The following is a 21,105-nucleotide window of genomic DNA, read 5'->3' as shown; positions in this document are numbered from 1 at the left end:
CCCGCAACTCCGACGTTGCAACTCTCACCCCCACCCGAACACCCCCGCGATCTTGCACTTTCGTTCGCCCACAAGAGCCGCATACGGCATATCTCGGGGCAGCAAGTGCAAGATCGCGGGGAGAGTGGGGCCTCAGAAGCGCGCCGGCTCCCGGTAGGTGCCCCACTCGGCGCGCAGCGCGTCGCAGATCTCGCCGAGGGTGGCCTCGGCGCGGACGGCGTCGAGCATCGCGGGGATCATGTTCTCGTCGGTGCGGCTGGCCTCGACCATCCGGGCGACCGCGGCCTTGACCGCTGCGTCGTCCCGTCCGGCCTTGCGCTCGGCGAGCACCCGGCGCTGCTCCAGCTCCACCTCGTGCGAGATGCGCAGGATCTCCAGCTCCTTGGCGACGGTGCCGGTGTGGCAGTTGACGCCGACGATCTTCTTGTCGCCCTTCTCGAGGGCCTGCTGGTAGACGAAGGCCGACTCGGCGATGTGCCCGGTGAACCAGCCGTCCTCGATGCCGCGCAGGATGCCCGAGGTCATCGGGCCGATCTGGTGCGGCCCCTCCCCGCCGAGCTGCCGGATCCGGGCGAAGATCTCCTCCGCCTCGGCCTCGATCTTGTCGGTCAACGCCTCGACGTACCAGGAGCCGCCGAGCGGGTCGGCGACGTTCACCACGCCGGTCTCCTCCATCAGCACCTGCTGGGTCCGCAGGGCGATCTCGGCGGACTCGTCGGTGGGCAGCGCGAGTGTCTCGTCGAGGGCGTTCGTGTGCAGCGAGTTGGTCCCGCCTAGCACCGCCGCGAGGGCCTCCACGGCCGTGCGTACGACGTTGTTGACCGGCTGCTGGGCGGTCAGCGACACCCCTGCGGTCTGCGTGTGGAACCGCAGCCACAGGGCCTTCTCGCTGGTGGCGCCGTAGACGTCACGCAGCCAGCGGGCCCAGATCCGGCGGGCGGCGCGGAACTTGGCGATCTCCTCGAAGAAGTCGAGGTGCGAGTCGAAGAAGAAGCTCAGACCCGGCGCGAAGACGTTCACGTCCAGCCCCCGCGACAGGCCCAGCTCGACGTAACCGAAGCCGTCGGCGAGGGTGTACGCCAGTTCCTGCGCGGCGGTCGAGCCGGCCTCGCGGATGTGGTAGCCGGAGACCGACAGCGGCTTGTACCGCGGGATCTCGGCCGCGCAGTACTCCATCAGGTCGCCGATGAGGCGCAGGTGCGGCTCCGGGTCGAAGAGCCACTCCTTCTGCGCGATGTACTCCTTGAAGATGTCCGTCTGGAGGGTGCCGTCCAACGTGGACAGGTCGGCGCCCTGCCGCTCGGCGGCGACCAGGTACATGCAGAACACAGGCACTGCCGGGCCGGAGATGGTCATCGACGTGGTGACGCCGGCCAGGTCGATGCCGTCGAAGAGCGCCTGCATGTCGGTGGCCGTGTCGATGGCGACGCCGCAGTGCCCGACCTCGCCGAGCGCCTGCGGGTCGTCCGAGTCGCGGCCCATCAGCGTCGGCATGTCGAACGCGACGGACAGGCCGCCACCGCCGGCACCGAGGATCATCTTGTAACGCTCGTTCGTCTGCTGGGCGTTTCCGAAGCCGGCGAACTGCCGGATCGTCCAGGTCCGCCCCCTGTAGCCGGTCGGATACAGACCCCTGGTGTACGGATACTCGCCGGGCCAGCCGATCCGCTCGAAGCCCGGGTACGCGCTGCCCTCCGGCGGCCCGTAGACCGGCTCGACAGGCATCCCGGAGAGCGTGGTGAAGTCGGCGTCACGCTTGCGCGCGCCGTCGTACCGGGCCTGCCAGCGTGCCCGTCCGGCGTCGATCTCGTCGGCGTCCATGCGCGGGGCTCCTCCTCGGGTCCTCGATTGCCCATCGAGTGTAGAGCCCCGACCTGAACGATCGCTAAGTCAACTCGTACCGGTGGGTAACCAGGTCAGGAGGTCGGAGTCGCGGGCGCGCCCATCGCCACGTCGTCGACCCGGATGTTGACCTCGTCGACCCGCAGCCCGTACGCCTCGACCGCCTCGGTCACGCGGGCCCGCACCTGGCTCGTCACCTCGGGCACGGGCTGACCGGCCTGGATCACCAGCACCAGATTGATCACGGCCGCGTCCCCGGAGACGTGGGCCGAGCAACCCCGCCGGGCGTCGCCGACCTGGTCCAGCCCGACACGATCGAGGACCGCGTTGAAGAACCTCGCGATGTCCCCACCCATCTCGGCCACCCCGGGCACCGAACTGGCGGCGGCGACGGCGATCTTCTCGATCACCTCGTCGGAGACCTTCGTCGTCCCGCCGGCCACCGCCGGCACCGTGCCCAGCTCGCGCGTCGCCTCGTCACTCACGTACCGCTCCCCTGCCGTCGTCCCGCGCCGGCCCCGGCCGGGGCCCCGCACGGGCGGAGCCCGCGCGCCGCGAGCCTACTGCCTCCCGGCGCGCGGTAACCGTCCCCCGTGGACACGTGCGCGCACTCCTCGCGGCGGTTCGCTATCTTGCCCGCCATGGCATCGATTACCGCCGCCGCTCTGGCGGGCTCCACGGTCGTCCTCCTGGTCGGGGTATGGCTGGTGCGGGTCTACAACAAGCTGGTGCGGATGCGTAACCAGGTGGATGCGTCCTGGTCCCAGATCGACGTACAACTCAAGCGCCGCCACGACCTGATCCCGAACCTGGTCGAGACCGTCAAGGGGTACGCGTCGCACGAGCGCGACACCCTGGCCGCCGTGCTGGCCGCACGCGGCGAGGCGATCACGCACACCGGTGGTGACCCGGGCCGGGCCGACGCCGAGAACGCGCTCGGTCAGGCTCTGGGTCGTCTCGTCGCGCTCGCCGAGGCGTATCCGCAGTTGCGGGCGAGCGAGAACTTCACGGCGATGCAGAGTGAGCTGGCGACCACCGAGGACAAGATCGCTTATGCCCGGCAGTTCCTGACGTACGCCGTGCAGCAGTACAACACGGCGATCCAGAGCTTCCCCACGAACCTGGTCGCCGGCCCGCTCGGCTTCCACAGGCGCGAGTTGTTCACCTCCGACGACTCGGACCGTTGCGTCGTCGCGGTCGGTCTCTGAGCCGTGGCGGACCTCATCCTCGCCGGCGTCGCCGTCGGGCTCTGGTTCCTCGCGTACGGAGCTTGCCGGATCGCCACCCGTCCGGCCCCACGAGCGGCCGGACCGGCGACGATGGACCTCGGCCCGGAGCCGCCGGCCGTGGTGAGCCTGCTGGTCAACGGCGGGTCGACGGGCACGGGAACGACGGAGTCGATCCTGCTCGACCTGGCCGCGGCCGGCTGGTACGAGCTGCGACAGCCGGACGCCGACCCCCGTGGCACCACCATCCATCTCGCCGGGGCGCACCCGGACGAGAGCGGCCTACGACCGTACGAACGGCAGGTCCTCGCGCGGGTCCGTGGGCTCGCCGTCGACGGGGTGGTGCCGCTCACCGCGCTGGCCTTCCGCGACGCGGACGAGTCGAAGGACTGGAACGGCCACCTGCGCGCCGCAGTGGTGGCCGACGCCCGGGCGGCCGGGTTGTCCCGGCGTCGGTTCGGGCGGACGATGATGACCGCGCTGTACCTCGGGGCGGTCACGGTGGGCGTGGTCTGCGGCCTGGTGGCCGTGTACCGCACGCACCTGCGCTGGACGTTCCTTCTCTCGCTCACCGTCGCCGTGGTGCTCGCGGGCCTCGTGCAGCGTGTCGGCGAGCGCGCGACCCCGGCGGGACTGGACGCCACCTCCCGGTGGCTCGCGGTAGGCACCTGGCTGCGTAACCACGAGCAGTTCGCCGAGCTGCCACCCTCGGCGGTGGCGGTCTGGGACCGCTACCTCGCGTACGGGGCCGCGCTGGGCGTCACCCGCCGCGCCCTCGACGTGCTCGGCCTCGACGCCGGCGACCAGCGTGAGCTCTGGTCGTCGTACCGGGGCGGCTGGCGCCGGATCCGGGCGCGCTGTCCACGGCTACGGCCCGGGTACGGCAGCACCACCCGTGCGCTGCTCGGTCAGGCGCTGCTGCTCGTGGTCGCGGGAACGTTCGTGCTGGGCGTCGCCGGTCACTCCGGCTGGTATGCGCTGCCGGGGTACGTGCTGCTCGCCGGTGCGGCATACCTGCTGGGCGGCGCGTTGGTGGACCGGACGCGGTCGGTGACCGTCACCGGTCAGGTGCTGGCGCTGCGCCCACACTGGCGGGACAGCCGGCGACTGATCCACCTGGTACTCGACGACGGGACCGCCGACGAGACCACCGCATGGGGGCTGCCCGGCGGGTGGGGAGGCCGCTGCCGGCCGGGCGACGTCGTGACGATCACCGGGCGGCCGTGGAGCAGGCGGGTCGGCGCCCTGACCGTCCGCTCGTCGGCGGACCCGGAACCCGAGCAGACCGGCGTGCTGGTCACGGACGTGTTCGGCGAGGTGGATCATATGCGTGCCGGGCCGCTTCCGATCTCCGTCGAGGACGTGGCACGGGTCGTCGGTCAACAGGTACGCGTGCGACGCCTGCCGCGACGCGTCGACTTCCGCTCCGAGCGCGACAACAGCACAGTGCTGCGCGCCGCCTGGGCGGACGGTACGGCCGGGCAGATCGCGTGGCGGGCCAACGCCCGTGGCGTCGCCACCCCGCTGCCGGGCATCGGCGACGAGGCGTACGCCAGCGGCGACAAGGTGGTGCTGCGCGTCGGTGACATCACGCTGGTCCTCACCGCGCTCGGCAGCGGGCGGATCGGGACGCCGCACCTTCCATGGCTGCTCACCAGATGCGCACGCGACGCCCTCACGGCCGCCTGAGCCACCGCCCGGTGCGCCGTCGGGCTGCGGATCAGGAGCCGAGCTGATCGAGCAGCTCGTCCGCCGCCGCGTACGGGTCGAGCGAACCCTCGGCGACCTTGGCGGCGAGCGTCGACAGCTCCGTACCGTCGCGCAGTGAACCGATCCGGGCGCGGAGGGTGCCCAGCGCGATGGCCTCGATCTCGGCGGCGGCCCGCGCCTCCTGCCGGCGGCGCAGCTCGCCGTGCTCCACCAGCCAGCCGCGGTGCTTGTCGATGGCGGCGGCGATGTCGTCGATGCCCTCACCCCGGGCGGCGACCGAGCGGACGACCTGCGGTCGCCACTGCCCCGGCCCGCGCTCACCGAGGGCGATCATGCCCTGGATGTCGCGGACGGTGGCGTCGACGCCGTCCCGGTCGGCCTTGTTGACGACGAAGACGTCGGCGATCTCCAGGATGCCGGCCTTGACCGCCTGGATGGCGTCACCCATGCCGGGGGCGAGCAGCACGAGCGTGGTGTCGGCCAGCGAGGCGACCTCCACCTCGGCCTGCCCGACGCCGACGGTCTCCACAAGCACCACGTCGCAACCGGCGCCCTCCAGCACCCGGACCGCCTGCGGCGTCGCCGCGGCCAGCCCGCCGAGATGCCCCCGGCTGGACATGGACCTGATGTAGACGCCGGGATCGGTGGCGTGGTCCTGCATGCGCACCCGGTCGCCGAGGATCGCGCCGCCGGTGAACGGGCTGGACGGGTCCACGGCCAGCACGCCTACGCGGTGACCGCGTGCCCGCAGCGCGCGGACCAGCTCGTTGGTGGTCGTCGACTTGCCCACGCCCGGCGAGCCGGTCAACCCGACCACCTGGGCCTGCCCGGCGTACGGCGCGAGCGCGGCGGCGATCTGCGGCAGCAGCGCGTCGCCGTTCTCGACAAGGGTGATCAGGCGGGCGACCGCGCGGGGGTCACCCGCGCGGGCCCGCTCCACGAGCTGGGGTACGTCCCGGCTGCGGCGCACCGATCCGGTGGCCGCGGTCGGGACGTTCTCGACAGCTTCGCTCACTGAACAATCCTTGTTCGCGACTGCGGGGCTCGCAGACCCGGCTCACTCCTCGCGCTCACTGCGCCGACTCGGCCTTGCCCGGCACATGGATGATCAGCGCGTCGCCCTGGCCACCGCCACCGCACAGCGCCGCCGCGCCGGTGCCGCCGCCGCGCCGCTTCAACTCGAGGGCGAGGGTGAGCACCAGCCGAGCGCCGGACATGCCGATCGGGTGACCCAGCGCGATCGCGCCGCCGTTGACGTTGACCTTGTCCGCGCTGATTCCCAGGTCCCGGGTGGACTGGATGCCCACCTGCGCGAACGCCTCGTTGATCTCGATGAGGTCCAGGTCCTCCACGCTCAGGCCGCCCTTCTTCAGGGCGTGGTTGATCGCGTTGGACGGCTGCGAGTGCAGGGAGTTGTCCGGGCCCGCCACGTTTCCGTGCGCGCCGATCTCGGCGAGCCAGGTCAGCCCCAGCTCCTTGGCCTTGGCCTTGCTCATGACGACCACTGCGGCAGCGCCGTCGGAGATCGGCGAGGAGCTGCCTGCGGTGATCGTGCCGTCCTTGGCGAAGGCGGGACGCAGCTTGGCAAGCGACTCGACTGTGGTGTCCGGGCGGATGCCCTCGTCGTCACCGATCACCAGCGGGTCGCCCTTGCGCTGCGGGATCAGCACCGGGGTGATCTCCTCGGCGAAGTGGCCGTTCTTCTGCGCGGCGGCGGCCCGCTGGTGGCTGGCGGCCGCGAAGGCGTCCTGCTCCTCGCGGGAGATGCCGTGCTTCGTGCCGATCCGCTCGGTCGACTCGCCCATCGAGCAGCAGTCCCAGGCGTCGCTGAGCCCGTCGTGGGCCATGTGGTCCTTGACCACCACGTCGCCGTACTTGTAGCCGGAGCGCTGGCCCATCAGCAGGTGCGGGGCGTTGGTCATCGACTCCATGCCACCGGCCACCACGATGTCGAACTCGCCGGCCCGGATCAGCTGGTCGGCCAGGGCGATGGCGTCCAGGCCGGAGAGGCAGACCTTGTTGATGGTCAGCGCGGGCACCGACATCGGTACGCCGGCCTCGACCGCCGCCTGCCGAGCCGGGATCTGGCCCGCGCCGGCCTGGAGCACCTGCCCCATGATCACGTACTGGACCTGGTCCGGGCTCACGCCGGCCCGCTCCAGGGCCGCCTTGATGGCGATGCCGCCGAGCTTCGTGGCGGGAAGGTCCTTGAGGTTGCCCAGCAGCCGCCCCATGGGGGTGCGCGCGCCGCTGACGATCACCGAAGCCATGCCTGCCTCCGAGGGGGGTGCCGAGCTGTACGCCTTAACGATTGTTCGGCCAGACTAGCGCCATGACTGAGAACTCCCCCGTCGAGCCCGGTGCGGACTACGTCACAGACATCGGGCTTCGCAAGATCGACCACGTCGGGATCGCCGTGGCCGACCTGGACGCCGCGATCGACTTCTACCAGCGGACGTTCGGGATGCGCTGCGTGCACGTCGAGACCAACGCCGAGCAGGGCGTACGGGAAGCGATGCTGGCCGTCGGCCCGGGCGCCGAGGGTGGCTGCGTGCAGTTGCTCGCCCCGCTCACGCCCGAGTCGACGATCGCGAAGTTCCTGGACCGCAACGGGCCGGGCGTGCAACAGGTCGCGTACACGGTGGCGGACATCGACGTGGCGTGCGCGGCGCTGCGCGAGCGGGGCGTACGGCTGCTCTACGACGAGCCGCGGCGCGGCACCGCGGACAGCCGGATCAACTTCGTGCACCCCAAGGACGCGGGCGGCGTCCTGGTCGAGCTGGTCCAACCCGCCCCCACCCCCCACTGACCCCCGGACCCACGCCCGAACCCCCTGTTGATCAAGAGGGTTTGCGTCATCCCGCGCGTCGCAGGTGACCGAAAGCTCTTGATCAACGAGGGGTGGCGTCCCCTGGAGGACGGGGTGCGCGCACGTCAGTGCGCGGTTGGCGGGTTGGTTGGACACCTTCACGCATCGGCGGATGCAGTTTTTCACAGAGGACTTCCGGCTTTAGCTACCGTTCAGTAACGTCCCGGCCCACAGGAGCGCGACCGGTGCCGGATGTGTCGAATGCCGACATGGCGGTCGTGCCCACCGGCGCCGACGATGGCAGCACCCGGGCCCGTGCGGGTGCGGACGAACCGGAGGTCACCGTGCAGGACATCCTCGAAGCGATCATGGCGGCGGAGGAATCGAATGATCCGGACCGCGAGCTGGCCGGCGTCGCCGGGCTGCCCGTACCGGAGAGCTACCGGGGTGTGGTGGTCCGCGCCGAGGAGTCCCGGATGTTCGACGGCATGGCCACCCGGGACAAGGACCCGCGCAAGGCCCTGCACGTGCAGGAGGTGCCGACGCCGGAGCTGGCGCCGGGCGAGGCACTGATCGCGGTGATGGCCAGCGCGATCAACTACAACACGGTGTGGACGAGCATCTTCGAGCCGGTGTCCACCTTCAAGTTCCTCAAGCGCTACGGCCGGCTCTCCGAGCTGACCCGCCGGCACGACCTGCCGTACCACGTGGTCGGCTCGGACGCCGCGGGCGTGGTGCTACGCACCGGCCCCGGGGTCACCAGGTGGGCCGCCGGCGACGAGGTGGTCGCGCACTGCCTCTCGGTCGAGTTGGAGGACGCGGCCGGGCACGACGACACGATGCTCGACCCGCAGCAGCGGATCTGGGGCTTCGAGACCAACTTCGGTGGGCTGGCCGAGCTGGCCGTGGTCAAGGCCAACCAGCTGATGCCCAAGCCGCGCCACCTGAGCTGGGAGGAGGCGGCGAGCCCGGGGCTTGTCAACTCGACCGCGTACCGGCAGCTCGTCTCGCACCACGGCGCCAACATGAAGCAGGGCGACGTCGTGCTGATCTGGGGCGCGTCCGGTGGCCTCGGCGGGTACGCCACCCAGATGGCGCTCAACGGCGGCGCGATCCCGGTCTGCGTCGTCTCCTCGCCCGAGAAGGCCGAGCTGTGCCGCAGCATGGGCGCGGAGCTGGTCATCGACCGGGCCGCGGAGGGCTTCCGCTTCTGGAAGGACGAGGAGACCCAGGACCCGGACGAGTGGCGGCGGTTCGGCGAGCGGATCCGCGAGCTGACCGGCGGCGAGGACCCGGACATCGTGTTCGAGCACCCGGGTCGGGAGACGTTCGGCGCGAGCGTCTACGTGGCCCGGCGCGGCGGGACGATCGTGACCTGCGCGTCCACGAGCGGTTTCCAGCACCAGTACGACAACCGCTACCTGTGGATGCACCTCAAGCGGATCGTCGGCAGCCACTTCGCCAACTACCACGAGGCGTGGCAGGCCAACCGTCTGGTGGCGCTCGGCAAGGTGCACCCGACGGTGTCGCGTACCTACCCCCTGGAGCAGACCGGCCAGGCGGCGTACGAGGTGCACCGTAACGCCCACCAGGGCAAGGTCGGGGTGCGCTGCCTCGCCCCCACCGATGGGCTCGGTGTCCGGGACGGGGAGATGCGGGCCCGGTACGAGGACGCGATCAACCGGTTCCGGGGGCACTGACGGGCCACCGTCCGGACGGATGAGCAGCGGATGGCCAATGCCGTGATCGGCCATTGTTCTTCCGCCCCCAATAGCGCGACATCGCTTCGGATCGAACAAAGGGCCACGGGTCGTCCCCGTGGCCCTTTTCCATGTCACGCTGCGTGGCGTCCGTCCCGCCCGGGACCTGCCAAGATCGGCGATTGGTCCGGCATCGCCGAACGCGGAAGTTGACCATGTAAAGAGGACACGAAAGCTGCGCACCGCTCTTGCGAAGCACCCTGGGGCGTCTGCCAGTATGTCCCAATGCCCCAGCAGCAGTCCTCCCCTCTCGCGTTCTTCGATAACGCGAACTCGCAGCCAGATTTCACCGTTGGCCTGCGCGGATACAACACTCACCAGGTCGATGACTTCCTCGGCCGGATGACCGCCGCGCTGACCCAGTCCGAGCAGGCCCGTGCCGAGGCCGAGCAGCGGATGAACGACGCCCAGCGTCGCCTCCGCCAGGCCGAGCAGCGCATGAGCGCGCTGGAGCAGAAGCTCGCCGACACGAACAAGCAGCTCGAAGAGAACAGCCGGCCCACCCTCTCCGGGCTCGGCACCCGCGTCGAGCAGATCCTCCGGCTCGCCGAGGAGCAGGCGAACGATCACCGCAACGAGGCAAAGCGCGAGTCGGAGGGCATCCTCTCCGCCGCCCGCCTCGAGGCGCGCGAGATCACCGACAAGGCCCGCGCCGAGGCCGCCGCGATGAAGGCGAGCGCCGAGCGCGAGGCCGGTAACCTGCGCACCGCCGCCGAGCGCGAGGCCGCCGAGGTCCGGGTGCAGGCCCGCCGCGAGGCCGACACCCTGCGCGCGGACGCCGACCGCGAGACCAAGCAGCTGCGTACGGTCACCGCGCACGAGGTGGCCGAGCTGAAGTCGACCGTGGAGCGGGAGGTCGCCACCCTGCGCGCCACCGCGGAACGGGAGATCACCCAGCAGCGGGCCAAGGCCGCCCGCGAGGCGGAGGAGAAGCGGGCCGAGGCGACCAAGCTGCTCACCGACGCGCGCGACAAGCGCGACAAGGATCTGCAGGCCCTGGAGCTTCAGCTGGCCGAGCGTCGGGAGAAGGCGGAGCGCGAGGAGTCCGAGCGGCACGCCGCCCAGGTCGCGCAGACCCAGAAGCTGGTGAGCGAGGCCGAGCAGCGGGCGCGTGCAGCGCAGGAGCGGGCCAAGGAGATCGAGCAGCGCGCCGAGGCCCGTCGGGTCGAGTCGGAGCGCAACGCCGCCGAGACTGTCGACAAGGCCAAGGCCCTGTCGGAGAAGACGCTCAACGAGGCCAAGGCCGAGTCGCAGCGCCTGCTCACCGAGGCCCGCACCGAGGCGGAGCTGACCACGCAGGCCGCCCGCCGCGAGGTCGAGGACCTCACCCGGCAGAAGGACGCGGTCACCTCGCAGCTCGGCCAGATGCTCTCCGGGCTCGCCGGCATCGTGCCCGGCGTGCCGGCGGCGGCCGCTCCGGCTGCCAAGCCGGCGGAGGCCAAGAAGACCGAGGCCGGTCAGGACCGGGTCACCGCGGAGACCGCCGGCTGACGCCAGGCGTCAGGTTGGGGCATCGACGGCGCGAGGTGACACCGGGTAACCGGTGTGACCTCGCGCCGTATGCGTTTCCCAGCCCTTGGCATTCGGTGCCGGCAACGGAGTGAACTAGCTCCCACAAGGGGCGTCCGTATCGCCCCAGCCGGGGGCGATGCGTGTGAGGATGGGGGCATGTCGCACGGCGAGGAACTGTTCGCTCTCGGCGGGGACGTGACGACGGAGCCCAGCTTCGAGTCCGCTCTGCGGGGGTACGAGAAGAAACAGGTCGACAGGTACGTCGCGCGTGCCGAGCACGAGATCGCGACACTCGCCGCCGAACGGGAACAGGCCTACACACAGATCCACAAGCTCGCCGGCCAGGTCGAGGTGCTGCAACGCGACCTCACCCAGGTCCGCAAGCAGATGAACGTGGTGGACCGGGCGTCGTTCCGACACCTGGGCCCCCGGGTCGAGTCGATCCTCACTCTCGCCGAGGAGCAGGCCGAGCAGATCTTGTCGGCGGCCAACGAGGAGATCGAGGCCCGTCGTGCCGCCGCCGAGCACATCGTCGAGGAGGCCCGCGAGCAGGCTGCGCGGGCGCTGAAGGACTTCGAGATCGCGCTCGCCGCGCGGCGCGCCGAGGAGGATCGGCACAGCAACGCCCGGCGCGCGGAGGCGGAGGCGACGCTCCAGGCGGCGAAGGACGAGTCGGCGAAGCTGCGCAAGGCCGCCCAGGACGCGTTGGCGAAGGCCCAGCAGGAGGCCACCCAGCTGCGGGACACCGCCAAGGAGATCCACACCCGGGCCCAGCAGGAGGCCACCAAGCTGCGCGAGGCCGCCCGCGAGGCGCTTACCACCGCGCGGCAGGAGGCCGGCGAGCTGCGCGAGGCCGCCAAGGAGGTGCACGCCAAGGCGCAGCAGGAGGCCAAGCGGCTCACCGACACCGCTACCGAGGCTGGTCGGGCCACCCACGCCAAGGCGCAGCAGGAGGCCAAGCAGATCATCGACGACGCGTCGATGGCCGGCCGCGCCACCCGGGCGAAGGCGCAGCAGGAGGCGGAGCGGGTGACCACGCAGGCCACCGAGTCGGCCAAGCGCAGCCGGGCCGAGACCGAGGCGTACGTGCAGCGGATGCGCACCGAGACCGAGGCGTACGTCAAGCACGCCCGGGCGCAGACCCAGCAGGAGTTGGGCGCGTGGCGGGCCGGGGTGGAGCAGGAGGTCAACTCCCGGCGGGAGGCGGCCGACCGGGAGCTGGCCCAGCGGCGCGCGACGGTCGAGCAGGAGTACGCGAAGCGCCGCGACGAGCTGGACAAGCAGCACAAGGCCCGCCAGCAGGAGTTGGAGGCCGGGTTCGCAAGCCGCCAGCAGGAGCTGGAGTCGGGCGTCACGGCTCGCCGCGACGAGCTGGAGAACGAGCACTCCACGCGTAAGGACGCCCTGGAGACCGAGTACACCACCCGCAAGAACGAGATCGAGCAGGGCGCCGAGGCGATCCGCCAGGCGGCCGAACGGGACGCGGCGGCGATGCGCCAACGCGCCGAGTCGGAGGCCGCCGAGCTGCTGAGTCGCGCCGAGACCGAGGCGGGCGACAAGCGCCGCAAGGCCGACGAGCACGTGGCGGCCTCACGTCGCCAGTTCGAGGAGTACGCGGCCACCACCCAGCAGCACCTCGCCACCACCCAGCAGCACCTGGCCGCCACCCAGCAGGAGGCGGCGGCCGGCCGGCAGCAGCTCGCCCAGGTGATGTTGGAGATTGCGCAGGCCCAGCAGCAGCTCGCCGACCTGCGGCAGGAGACCTGGAAGTCGCGGCAGGAGTCCGACGAACTCCAGCGGCAGATGGCCGACCTGCGGTTGCAGAGCACCGCCGGCCCGCTGGACGGCCCGACCGCGCCGGACACCGGCGACGATGCGAGCACGAGCGCAGCCGACGACGGCGCGGCTGTCTCCGACGCGGCGACCGTCGGCGCGGGCACGTCGCAGGGGTCGGGTGCGGCCACCGGCCTCAAGACGTCGGGTGCGACCACCGGCCTCAAGACCGAGCCCGCCGACGGCCGTCAGCCGGTGAACGCCGGTGCCGAGGACGCCGGGCAGTCCACCACCCGGCCGGTGGCCGAGCCGGTGACCACAGTCGACGGAGGCGCGGCCAGCGCCGGGGTGGACGGGGAGCCGACCGTGGCCGCCGTTCCGGGCGTGGGTGGTCGGGACGCCAAGCCGACCAAGATCACCAGCACCGGTGAGAACGGCAAGCGGCCCAGCAAGCCGACCACCGACGAGCGCAGCGCCAAGCCCAGCAAGGTCACCATCGAGAAGGACTGACGGGTACGGCCTCCACGCGTGCCCGTGGGTCGGCTCGGGGCAGGTACGGCAGCGGATTGACGGTCTCGTGGTCGGTCGCGACCATGAGGTGACTACGCTGCTGGCGCGTCGAGAAGAGACGTCGCCCGTCCCACCGCCTGCCCCCGGAGGTCCTGTGCCGCAGCACGATCCGTCGGCCGACGACCCGGACGTGACCCCCGGTCCCCCGCCCGCCGACCAGCCACCGATCGACCCCACGCCTGTCGAGACACCGGCGCCGGTGCCGGTTCCCGCGCCGGGCATCGACCCGGACGAGCCGCCCGCTGTCCCGTCGGGCAAGTTCGGCACTCCGGGGCGGCCGCTGCGGCGCAGCAGCTTCCTGATCGGCTTCACCGGCGCGTTGGGTGTGCTGCTGGCGTACACCCTCTATCTGGGGATTCGCAACGCCGGCGGCATCCTGGTGCTTGTGGTGATCGCGCTCTTCCTGGCGGTCGGCCTCAACCCGGCGGTGGTGCGGCTACGCCGCTGGGGCGTGCCGCACGGCCTGGCGGTCGCGGTGGTCGCGTTGACAGTGGTGCTGCTGCTCTGCGGCGGCGTGGTGGCGCTGGTCCCGCCGATCGTGACGCAGTCCGGGCAGTTCATCGACCAGATCCCCAGCCTGCTCGACGAGTTGCGCCGCAATCCGACTGTCAACGACCTGGTGGAGCGGTACGACGTGGTGGAGCGGGTGCAGAGCGCCGCGAACGCCGACACGATAGGTCGGGCGCTCGGCGGGGTGCTCGGCGGCGCTCAACTGATCTTCGGCACGGTGTTCCGGACGCTCACCGTGCTGGTGCTGACCATCTACTTCCTGGCGTACTTCAACCGGCTGCGGTCTTTGGGCTACGCGCTGGTCCCCCGGTCCCGGCGGGAGCGGGTGCAGCTGATCGGCGACGAGATCCTGACCAAGGTCGGCGCGTACATGGTCGGGGCGTTGAGCATCGCGGTGCTGGCCGGCGCGACCACATTCGTTTTCGCGTTGATCGTCGGGTTGCCGTACCCGTTCGCGCTGGCAGTGGTGGTCGCGGTGACCGACCTGATCCCGCAGATCGGCGCCACCCTGGGCGCGGTGATCGTGAGTCTTGTCGGCTTCGCCTCCGGCCTGCCCGTCGGCATCGCCTGCGTGGTGTTCTTCCTGATCTACCAGCAGGTGGAGAACTACCTGATCTACCCGAAGGTGATGCGGCGCTCGGTGGAGGTCAACGAGGTGGCCGCCCTGCTGGCCGCGCTGCTCGGGGTGGCCCTGCTTGGCGTGGTGGGCGCGTTGATCGCCATCCCCACGGTGGCGGCGCTGCAACTGATCCTGCGCGAGGTGGTGCTCCCCCGCCAGGAGCGGCGCTGAGCCGTCAGTCGCCCGGCTGCGGGACGGGTGTGTCGGCGAAGGCGGCCACCGTGCGGTCGGCGTACGCGCTGACGTCGCCGGACTCCATCGGGCCGTCCCAGCTGGTCGGCAGCGGCACCTCGACGGCCGGGTTGACCCGGCGGACGATCTCGTCGAGCACGGTCTCCGCGTCGCCCACCCAGAGGTGCTTGGCGCCCGGCACCCCGACGACCTCGGCCTGTGGCACTGCGGCGAACCGCTCCCGGGCCTCCGCCGGGCGCAGGTAGTCGTCGAACTCCGGCACCAGAGCCGTCAGGGGTCGACCCGAGGCAGCCCAGGTGGCCAGGTCCTCCGGGGCCGAGAAGCGCAGCGGCGGGGAGAGCAGGATCGCCCCGGCGACGGCCGGATCGCACCCGTGCATGAGGGCCAGGTCGGTGCCGAACGACCAGCCGACCAGCCAGATGTTCGGCAGTTCGGCGAACTCCGCGTACTCGATGGCGGCGGCCACGTCGTACCGCTCGCCCACCGCGCCGTCGAAGGCCCCCTCGCTGGTGCCGCGCACGCTGCTGGTGCCCCGGGTGTTGAACCGCAGCACGGCCAGGTCGGCGAGCGCGGGGAGCCGCCAGGCCGCCTTGCGGAACACGTGGCTGTCCATCATTCCGCCGTGCGTGGGCAGCGGGTGCAGGCAGACCAGTGTGGCGACCGGCGGCCGCTCCGCCGGCAGGGCCAACTCGCCGACCAGCCGCAACCCGTCGGCGGTGTGCAGCTCGATGTCCTCCCGGCGGCCGGGCAGGATCGACGACGCGCGGATCGGTGTGCTCACCGTCCAAGTCTGTCGCGAAGTGGCCGCCACCGCCCGCCCAGGCACGAACAGGGTGATCCAGGTCGCTCGACGCCAGCGTTTCAGTAGCGCGGTGCGCTCCGGCCGCGCTGCACCGCCGGGCCGCGCCGCTCCCGGGCCCGCCAGCAGCCGCTGTGCCAGTGCCGCCGGTCGGTCAGGTCACCAAGGCCGTCGGCCGGCCAGGCCACCAGGTGCGCCACCCCGGGTCGGATCTCCTGGTCGCAACCGGGGCAACGGTACGTCTTGACCGATGCTCCCGCCCCGATCCCGCGTACCTGCCAGGCGCCGTCGGTCCACTGCTGCACCGAGGCGACGCCCTGCCGGACCCGATCGGCGTCCAGGTTGGCGTTCTCGTCCCGGCGAGGGCGATTGCGACGGGGGCTCACAGTCACCAAGCGTACGGTCCGCCCGGCGGGACGACCTCCCGGCCCGGCGGTCGAGGTCACTGCCAGCTCTGCGGCCGGGTCGGGTCCTCGGACAGTTCCAGGTCCGCCAGCAGGGCTGTCGCGTCCGCCTCGGTGAAGATGTTCGCCGGTGCCTCGCCGTCCCAGGGCCAGCCGAAGTCGGCGTACACGGTTGTCCCGGGGATGCCGGCCAGCTCCAGCCTCGTCCCCCTGGCGGAGAGCAGCGCGGGTCGGCCGGCGATGGTCCGGTCCGCCTCGGTGTGGGTGCCCCCCTGGCTCGCGTACCGGTACTCCACCGACATGTTCTCCATCGGGGACCGCTGAAGGTGGAACCGGGCGGTGACCAGTCGCGGGTACGAGGCGACGTCGACCGAGCAGACGGTGATCTTCGCCCCGTCGGGCAGGGCTCCGAGCCGCAGCGGCGCCGCGCATCGTCGGGCCTCTCCCCAGCGCAGGGCCTTGACCGCCCGGTCCAGGACGGCACGGTCCCCGTGCAGCATGACGGCACGGGCGTACAGGCCCGGCGCGGGCTGCCACAACGTGACAAGCCCACGGGCCATGCCGCTGGCCGGGCGTACCGTACCGTCGAAGGTCGGGCGGCCCGACTCCGTCACCTCCACGGAGGTGCCGTTGATGGTGACGCTGCTGGGCAACTCGATCGACGTGCTCACGTCGACGCGCACCTCTTCGCTGCCTGCCACGCTGAGCCGTACCGTCTCGACCTGGTCCCGGATCACCTCCCAGCCCAGGTAGCGGGCCCGGTCCGGGTCGAGGCCGACGTGCAGCACCTGCGGATCAGCGCCCACAAGTGTGGGGTCGGTGGCTGCCCCGGGCACTCCGTCGGCGCGCGGCGGGACCACGGTGGGCGTGGGCGTGGCGGTGCTCCAGGGCATCCGGCCGGCCAGTTCGTCGAGACCCGTCCCGGTCATCCCGACGAAGCCGAGCACTCCGACGAGGCACAGCGCGGTGCCCACTGCCGTCCGGCGGTGCACCTGTCGGCGGCGGCCGCGGGCACGCGAGCCCCGCAGCAACCGCCCGGTGTCCACGTCACCCTCGGCACGCTCCCGCAGGGTCTGGGCGATCTGGTCGTCGAGGTCGATCACGGCCGGCTCCCGTCCTTGGCCGGGACGCCGCAACGCCCCCGGAGGTTCGCGAACGCCCGCATCGCGTGGGTGCGGACGGTGACCGGCGAGCAGTCCAGGATCTGGGCGATCGTGGTGTCGTCGAGGTCCTCGTAGTAGCGCAGCACCAGCACGGCCCGCTGACGGTCGGGCAGGGCGAGGATCAGCCGCCACATCTCGTCCCGGTCGGCCACCTCGCCATCGAGGTCGCCACGCTGTGGCCGGTCGACGAAGGTGTCGACGGCCAGCTCGCGGTTCGACAGGCGACGCCACCAGGAGTTGTTGGCGTTGACGAGCATCCGGCGCACGTACACGTCGGGTCGGTCGGCGCGGGAGATCCGGCGCCAGTGCACGTACGCCCGGGACAGCACCTCCTGGGTGAGGTCCTCGGCCCGGTGCTCGTCACCGGTCAGCAGCCGCGCCAGCCGGACCAGGGCCGGGCCGCGGCTGGCGACGTACTCCTCGAAGGTCACATCCCTCAGACGCGACCGGGACCCTGCCGCGTTGACCCGGTCAGCGGTGCGAGTGGTCGCGGAAGCCCCGGCGGGTCTTGCGGCCCAGGTAGCCGGCGGTGACCAGGTGCTCCAGCAGCGGCGCGGGGGCGAAGCCCGGCTCGCGCAGTTCCAGGTACAGCTCCCGCTGGATGGCCAGCGAGACGTCCAGCCCCACCACGTCGAGCAGCTCGAACGGGCCCATCGGATAGCCGCAGCCCAGCTTCATCGCGTGGTCGATGTCGTCGGCGGTGGAGTAGCTGGCCTCCAGCATCCTCACCGCGTCGTTCAGGTACGGGAAGAGCAGCGCGTTGACGATGAACCCGGACCGGTCGCCGCAGACCACGCCGGTCTTGCCGAGCGTGGCGCAGACCGCCCGCGCGGTGGCGGTGGCCTCCGGGGAGGTGCGGATGGTGCGGACGACCTCGACAAGCGGCATGACCGGCGCCGGGTTGAAGAAGTGCAGCCCCACCACGTCGGCCGGCCGCTGGGTCGCCATCGCCACGTCGATCACCGGCAGGGACGAGGTGGTGGTGGCGAGCACGACGCCCGGCTTGCAGATCTCGTCGAGGCTGGCGAAGAGCGCCTTCTTGACGCTCAGCTCCTCCACCACCGCCTCGACCACCAAGTCGACGTCGGCGAGGTGGTCGAGCGTGGCGGACCAGCTGATCCGGCCGAGCGCGGCGTCCCGGTCGGCCTCGGAGAGCTTGCCGCGCACCACGCCCTTGTTCAGCGAGGTCTTCACCGCCTCGCAGACCTTCGCGGACTTCTCCGCACCACGGGTCACCGAGACGACCTCGTAGCCGGCCTTCGCGAACACTTCGATGATCCCGGTGGCCATCGTCCCGGAACCCACAACGCCCACCTTGGCGATGGCGCGCGCGCCGTCGGCGAGCGCGGCCTCCGTGGCCGGCGGCGTCGCCTCATCGGGTACGACCACCGGGGAGCCGGGCCGTTCGTAGGTGTAGAAGCCCCGGCCGGACTTCCGGCCGAGCAGTCCCGCTGTCACCATCTGCTTGAGCAGCGGCACCGGGGCGTGCCGGCGGTCCCGCCCGCCACGCCGGTACATGGTGTCGAGGATCTCGTACGCGGTGTCCAGGCCGATGAGGTCCATCAGCGCCAGCGGGCCCATCGGCAGGCCGCAGCCCAGCTTCATGGCGGCGTCGATGTCCTCCCGGGTCGCGTAGTGCGACTCGAACATCCCGACGGCGTGGTTGAGGTAGCCGAAGAGCAGCGCGTTGGCGATGAAGCCGGCCCGGTCGTTGATGGTGACGTCGACCTTGCCGAGCCGGGCGCAGAGCGCCTCGACGTCGGCGACCACCTCGGGCGAGGTGACGACCGTGCGGACCACCTCGACCAGCTTCATCACCGGCGCCGGGTTGAAGAAGTGGATGCCGATCACCTGGTTGGGCCGGGTGGTGGCGACCGAGATCTCGGTGACGCTCAACGAAGAGGTGTTGGTGGCGAGGATGGCCTCCGGCCGGCAGACCCGGTCCAGCTCCGCGAAGATCCGCTGCTTCAGGTCCAGGTGCTCGGGCACCGCCTCGATGACCAGGTCGACGGAGTGCAGCGCGTCCAGGCCCACCGCGAAGTGCACCCGCTCGTGCAGGGCGTCCCGGTCCGCCGCGGCCAGCTTGCCCTTGGCGACCGCCCGGTCGGTCGAGCCGGTGAGGGTGGCCCGGCCGCGTTCCAGCGCGGGCTCGGAGATCTCGACCGCGACGACGTCGATGCCGTTGCGGGCGAAGACCTCGACGATGCCGGCACCCATGGTGCCCAGCCCCACCACACCCACGGTGCTGAACTCGCGCGCCACGACCGGCCTCCCCAGACACTCCGTACGGCCACTGAACGGCCGCTAAGGTTATGCGCGCGAGTCTGCCACGTGACGCACGGTTGTCGAGACGCCGTGGCATATTTCACCCACCGCGCCCCAGCTCCGCTACACGGCGGGCACGTCGGTCAGGGCCAGCAGCTCCGCGACGAACTCCGCCGGGCGTTCCAGGTGCGGAGTGTGCCCGCAGCCGGGCAACACGACCTCGTGGTACGCGCCGCCGGCCCCCGCGTACCACTCCAGCACCGCCCGGGTCTGGCCGACCATCGGCTGCGGCGGGCAGTCCTGCTCACCGGGCCAGCCGGGCACCACGCCCAGCGAGCCCAGGTACGCCAGGTCGAACAGCGAGGTGTCCGACACGATCACGTCGGCGTCACCGCGTACCCAGGTGACAGGCGGCTTGTCGACCACGGCGACCAGCTCGTCGGCGAGCCGGAACCAGGTGGGCGCGAGCGCGTTGAGCACGCCCCGCTCCCCCGGCGCGACGCCCGGCCAGTTCTCCGACGGCGCCGACGTGCCCGGGTAGTTGTCGTCGCCCGTTCTGGTGGAGAGCAGGCTGTCCAGCAGCAACTCCTCGTCGGTGCCCAGCGCCCCCGGGTCCGCCACGTAGGTCGCCCGCAGCACGGCACGGGGGCTGGCCTGCGCCTCGGCGCTCCGGTCGCCGGCGGCGAGCCGGGCGACGAAGTCCCGGTTCGCCGTGCCGGCGCCCGTCCCGGCGAAGTCGGGGGTGGTAGGCGTGCCGGTCAGGTCCCGGGTGCCGCCGAAGCCGTACGGGGAGACCGGCGCGGCGAGCAGCAGCGCGCGTACCCGCTGCGGGTGGTCGACGAGCAGCCGCATCGCCACGCCACCGCCGAGGGAGTGCCCGACCACCACCGGACGCGCGGCGCTGGCGCCGAAGAGCGCGGGGTCGTCCAGCAGGGCGGCCACGTCGTCGGCGAAGTCCCGCAGGCCACGGGTGGCGTCCACCGGCGCGGTCCCCGTGTCGCCGTAGCCGCGCAGGTCCGGTGCGACGATCCTCAGCGTCGGCGGCAGCCGCCGGATCAGTGGCTCCCAGAACAGCGAGGACGAGCAGTTGCCGTGGATCAGCAGCACTGGCGTGCCGTCCGGCGGGCCGGCGACGCGTACCGCCTGGGTGATGCCGTTGGCCGTGACGGTCCGCTGCTCGGTTTCCATCCGCGGCATGCTGCCACGGCGGTACGCGCCGGTCCAGGTGCGTCGGCCCCACTCGGTACTTCCGCCCGGTGTGGCCGTCAGCCAGGTGCGGTGCCCGCTCGTCGCGGTGTGCGACCGCCTAGCGCCGGGCGGTGGGCGGCGCGGCCAGCGGCAGCGGCAACGTCGGCCGGACGTCGCGCCGGGGCGGACCGAACCGGAGCCCCACCGGGTCGGTGTGCGCGACCCCCGGGTCGAACAGGCGCAGCTCGGTGCGACCGATCCGGATCACGTCGCCGTCGGAGAGCAGCTCGGTCCCGGTGATCCGGCGGTCGTTGAGCCAGGTGCCGTTCGTCGAGCCGAGGTCGCGCAGCGACGGGCCCTCCGGGGCCAGCCACACCTCCGCGTGCCTGCGGCTCAGGTGCGGATCGTTGATGACCACGTGACCGGTCGGCGCCCGCCCGATCACCTGAGCTTCGGCCCGCAGCCGAAAGCTCGCCCCGCGCATCGGCCCACCGGCGACCGTCAACAGCGGCATCAGTTCCGGATGTTCCTCCATGGACAGTCAGCCCTCCACCCCACACCGTCACTCCGCGCGTCAGCCTGCCATCAGACAGTAATCGTCAATACCGACCGGCCGGTCAGCTCCTCGTCACCTCCCGGCTACCCACCGTTCGACGATTCGGGCGGCCGAGTTTCGATACCCGGGGCCTGACCTGCACTGATCAACGAGCGGGCGGGTAGGTGGGACTCCCGTCCCACCTACCCGAATCGCGGCCTACCAGTG

General features: G+C 71.7%; 18 protein-coding genes. 7 read left to right on the top strand and 11 right to left on the bottom strand.

Annotated features, from left to right (window positions below; all coding sequences use genetic code 11):
* Positions 1-132: 132 nt before the first annotated feature.
* Both ACFY1S_RS21465 and ACFY1S_RS21460 read right to left on the bottom strand, forming a co-directional pair.
* Complete coding sequence (locus ACFY1S_RS21465) at positions 133-1,821, bottom strand: methylmalonyl-CoA mutase (RefSeq protein WP_387120734.1); 1,689 nt, start codon at positions 1,819-1,821, stop codon at positions 133-135.
* A 95-nt stretch (positions 1,822-1,916) separates the two neighbouring features.
* On the bottom strand, positions 1,917-2,327 hold the full coding sequence (locus tag ACFY1S_RS21460; RefSeq protein WP_387120731.1) for an Asp23/Gls24 family envelope stress response protein: 411 nt from the start codon (positions 2,325-2,327) through the stop codon (positions 1,917-1,919).
* Between the two features lie 156 nt (positions 2,328-2,483).
* Between ACFY1S_RS21460 and ACFY1S_RS21455 the strand changes: the two genes are divergently transcribed.
* Both ACFY1S_RS21455 and ACFY1S_RS21450 read left to right on the top strand, forming a co-directional pair.
* A complete protein-coding gene (locus ACFY1S_RS21455; protein WP_387120728.1) occupies positions 2,484-3,050 on the top strand; it encodes a LemA family protein in 567 nt (188 codons plus the stop codon).
* A 3-nt stretch (positions 3,051-3,053) separates the two neighbouring features.
* Positions 3,054-4,757, top strand: a complete 1,704-nt coding sequence (locus ACFY1S_RS21450) for a DUF2207 family protein (RefSeq protein ID WP_387120725.1) — start codon at positions 3,054-3,056, stop codon at positions 4,755-4,757.
* Positions 4,758-4,788: 31 nt separating this feature from the next.
* Here the strand turns inward: ACFY1S_RS21450 and meaB are convergent, their stop codons facing one another.
* Positions 4,789-5,793, bottom strand: a complete 1,005-nt coding sequence (gene meaB, locus ACFY1S_RS21445; protein ID WP_387120722.1) for a methylmalonyl Co-A mutase-associated GTPase MeaB — start codon at positions 5,791-5,793, stop codon at positions 4,789-4,791.
* Between the two features lie 55 nt (positions 5,794-5,848).
* On the bottom strand, positions 5,849-7,048 hold the full coding sequence (locus ACFY1S_RS21440) for an acetyl-CoA C-acetyltransferase (RefSeq protein ID WP_387120719.1): 1,200 nt from the start codon (positions 7,046-7,048) through the stop codon (positions 5,849-5,851).
* Positions 7,049-7,110: 62 nt separating this feature from the next.
* On the opposite strand from ACFY1S_RS21440, the gene mce reads away from it, so the two are divergent.
* From mce to ACFY1S_RS21415, 5 genes are all read left to right on the top strand, one after another.
* The gene (gene mce / locus ACFY1S_RS21435; RefSeq protein ID WP_387120716.1) at positions 7,111-7,587 is read left to right on the top strand and encodes a methylmalonyl-CoA epimerase; all 477 of its coding nucleotides are present in this window, start codon (positions 7,111-7,113) and stop codon (positions 7,585-7,587) included.
* A 344-nt stretch (positions 7,588-7,931) separates the two neighbouring features.
* A complete protein-coding gene (gene ccrA / locus ACFY1S_RS21430; RefSeq protein WP_387121102.1) occupies positions 7,932-9,287 on the top strand; it encodes a crotonyl-CoA carboxylase/reductase in 1,356 nt (451 codons plus the stop codon).
* A gap of 285 nt (positions 9,288-9,572) precedes the next feature.
* Entirely contained in the window at positions 9,573-10,838 is a 1,266-nt protein-coding gene (locus ACFY1S_RS21425) for a DivIVA domain-containing protein (RefSeq protein ID WP_387120713.1), read from the top strand.
* A gap of 177 nt (positions 10,839-11,015) precedes the next feature.
* A complete protein-coding gene (locus ACFY1S_RS21420) occupies positions 11,016-13,142 on the top strand; it encodes a hypothetical protein (protein ID WP_387120710.1) in 2,127 nt (708 codons plus the stop codon).
* Between the two features lie 154 nt (positions 13,143-13,296).
* A complete protein-coding gene (locus ACFY1S_RS21415; protein WP_387120707.1) occupies positions 13,297-14,502 on the top strand; it encodes an AI-2E family transporter in 1,206 nt (401 codons plus the stop codon).
* A 4-nt stretch (positions 14,503-14,506) separates the two neighbouring features.
* On the opposite strand, the gene ACFY1S_RS21410 is transcribed toward ACFY1S_RS21415, so the two are convergent.
* The 7 genes from ACFY1S_RS21410 to ACFY1S_RS21380 all read right to left on the bottom strand — a co-directional run bounded on the left by ACFY1S_RS21410 (position 14,507) and on the right by ACFY1S_RS21380 (position 20,877).
* Entirely contained in the window at positions 14,507-15,304 is a 798-nt protein-coding gene (locus ACFY1S_RS21410; RefSeq protein WP_387120704.1) for an alpha/beta hydrolase, read from the bottom strand.
* 80 nt (positions 15,305-15,384) lie between these two features.
* Positions 15,385-15,714, bottom strand: coding sequence for a hypothetical protein (locus ACFY1S_RS21405; protein WP_387120701.1), 330 nt, complete (start codon positions 15,712-15,714; stop codon positions 15,385-15,387).
* 50 nt (positions 15,715-15,764) lie between these two features.
* On the bottom strand, positions 15,765-16,829 hold the full coding sequence (locus ACFY1S_RS21400; protein ID WP_387120698.1) for a hypothetical protein: 1,065 nt from the start codon (positions 16,827-16,829) through the stop codon (positions 15,765-15,767).
* Positions 16,826-17,320: a SigE family RNA polymerase sigma factor gene (locus ACFY1S_RS21395; protein ID WP_387120695.1), complete on the bottom strand. Its 495-nt coding sequence runs from the start codon at positions 17,318-17,320 to the stop codon at positions 16,826-16,828. Before ACFY1S_RS21395 ends, ACFY1S_RS21400 begins: the two co-directional genes overlap by 4 nt.
* 40 nt (positions 17,321-17,360) lie before the next feature.
* Positions 17,361-19,151 carry a 3-hydroxyacyl-CoA dehydrogenase family protein gene (locus tag ACFY1S_RS21390; RefSeq protein ID WP_387120692.1) on the bottom strand — a complete coding sequence of 597 codons (1,791 nt, stop codon included), beginning with the start codon at positions 19,149-19,151 and terminating at the stop codon, positions 17,361-17,363.
* 126 nt (positions 19,152-19,277) lie between these two features.
* Positions 19,278-20,351, bottom strand: coding sequence for an alpha/beta fold hydrolase (locus ACFY1S_RS21385; RefSeq protein ID WP_387120689.1), 1,074 nt, complete (start codon positions 20,349-20,351; stop codon positions 19,278-19,280).
* 109 nt (positions 20,352-20,460) lie between these two features.
* Positions 20,461-20,877, bottom strand: a complete 417-nt coding sequence (locus ACFY1S_RS21380; RefSeq protein ID WP_387120686.1) for an FHA domain-containing protein — start codon at positions 20,875-20,877, stop codon at positions 20,461-20,463.
* Positions 20,878-21,105: the final 228 nt, after the last annotated feature.

The sequence above is a fragment of the Micromonospora sp. NPDC000663 genome (assembly GCF_042898105.1).
In the GTDB taxonomy this organism is placed as follows: domain Bacteria; phylum Actinomycetota; class Actinomycetes; order Mycobacteriales; family Micromonosporaceae; genus Micromonospora.
The sequence above is the reverse complement of the archived record's forward strand: the minus strand, read 5'-3'. Positions and strand labels throughout refer to the sequence as shown.

Coding starts and splice junctions, on each gene's coding strand:
- ACFY1S_RS21385 (WP_387120689.1), bottom strand. CDS start 20,351: ATGCCGCGGATGGAAACCGAGCAGCGGACCGTCACGGCCAACGGCATC.
- ACFY1S_RS21455 (WP_387120728.1), top strand. CDS start 2,484: ATGGCATCGATTACCGCCGCCGCTCTGGCGGGCTCCACGGTCGTCCTC.
- ACFY1S_RS21440 (WP_387120719.1), bottom strand. CDS start 7,048: ATGGCTTCGGTGATCGTCAGCGGCGCGCGCACCCCCATGGGGCGGCTG.
- ACFY1S_RS21465 (WP_387120734.1), bottom strand. CDS start 1,821: ATGGACGCCGACGAGATCGACGCCGGACGGGCACGCTGGCAGGCCCGG.
- ACFY1S_RS21425 (WP_387120713.1), top strand. CDS start 9,573: ATGCCCCAGCAGCAGTCCTCCCCTCTCGCGTTCTTCGATAACGCGAAC.
- ACFY1S_RS21380 (WP_387120686.1), bottom strand. CDS start 20,877: ATGGAGGAACATCCGGAACTGATGCCGCTGTTGACGGTCGCCGGTGGG.
- mce (WP_387120716.1), top strand. CDS start 7,111: ATGACTGAGAACTCCCCCGTCGAGCCCGGTGCGGACTACGTCACAGAC.
- ACFY1S_RS21420 (WP_387120710.1), top strand. CDS start 11,016: ATGTCGCACGGCGAGGAACTGTTCGCTCTCGGCGGGGACGTGACGACG.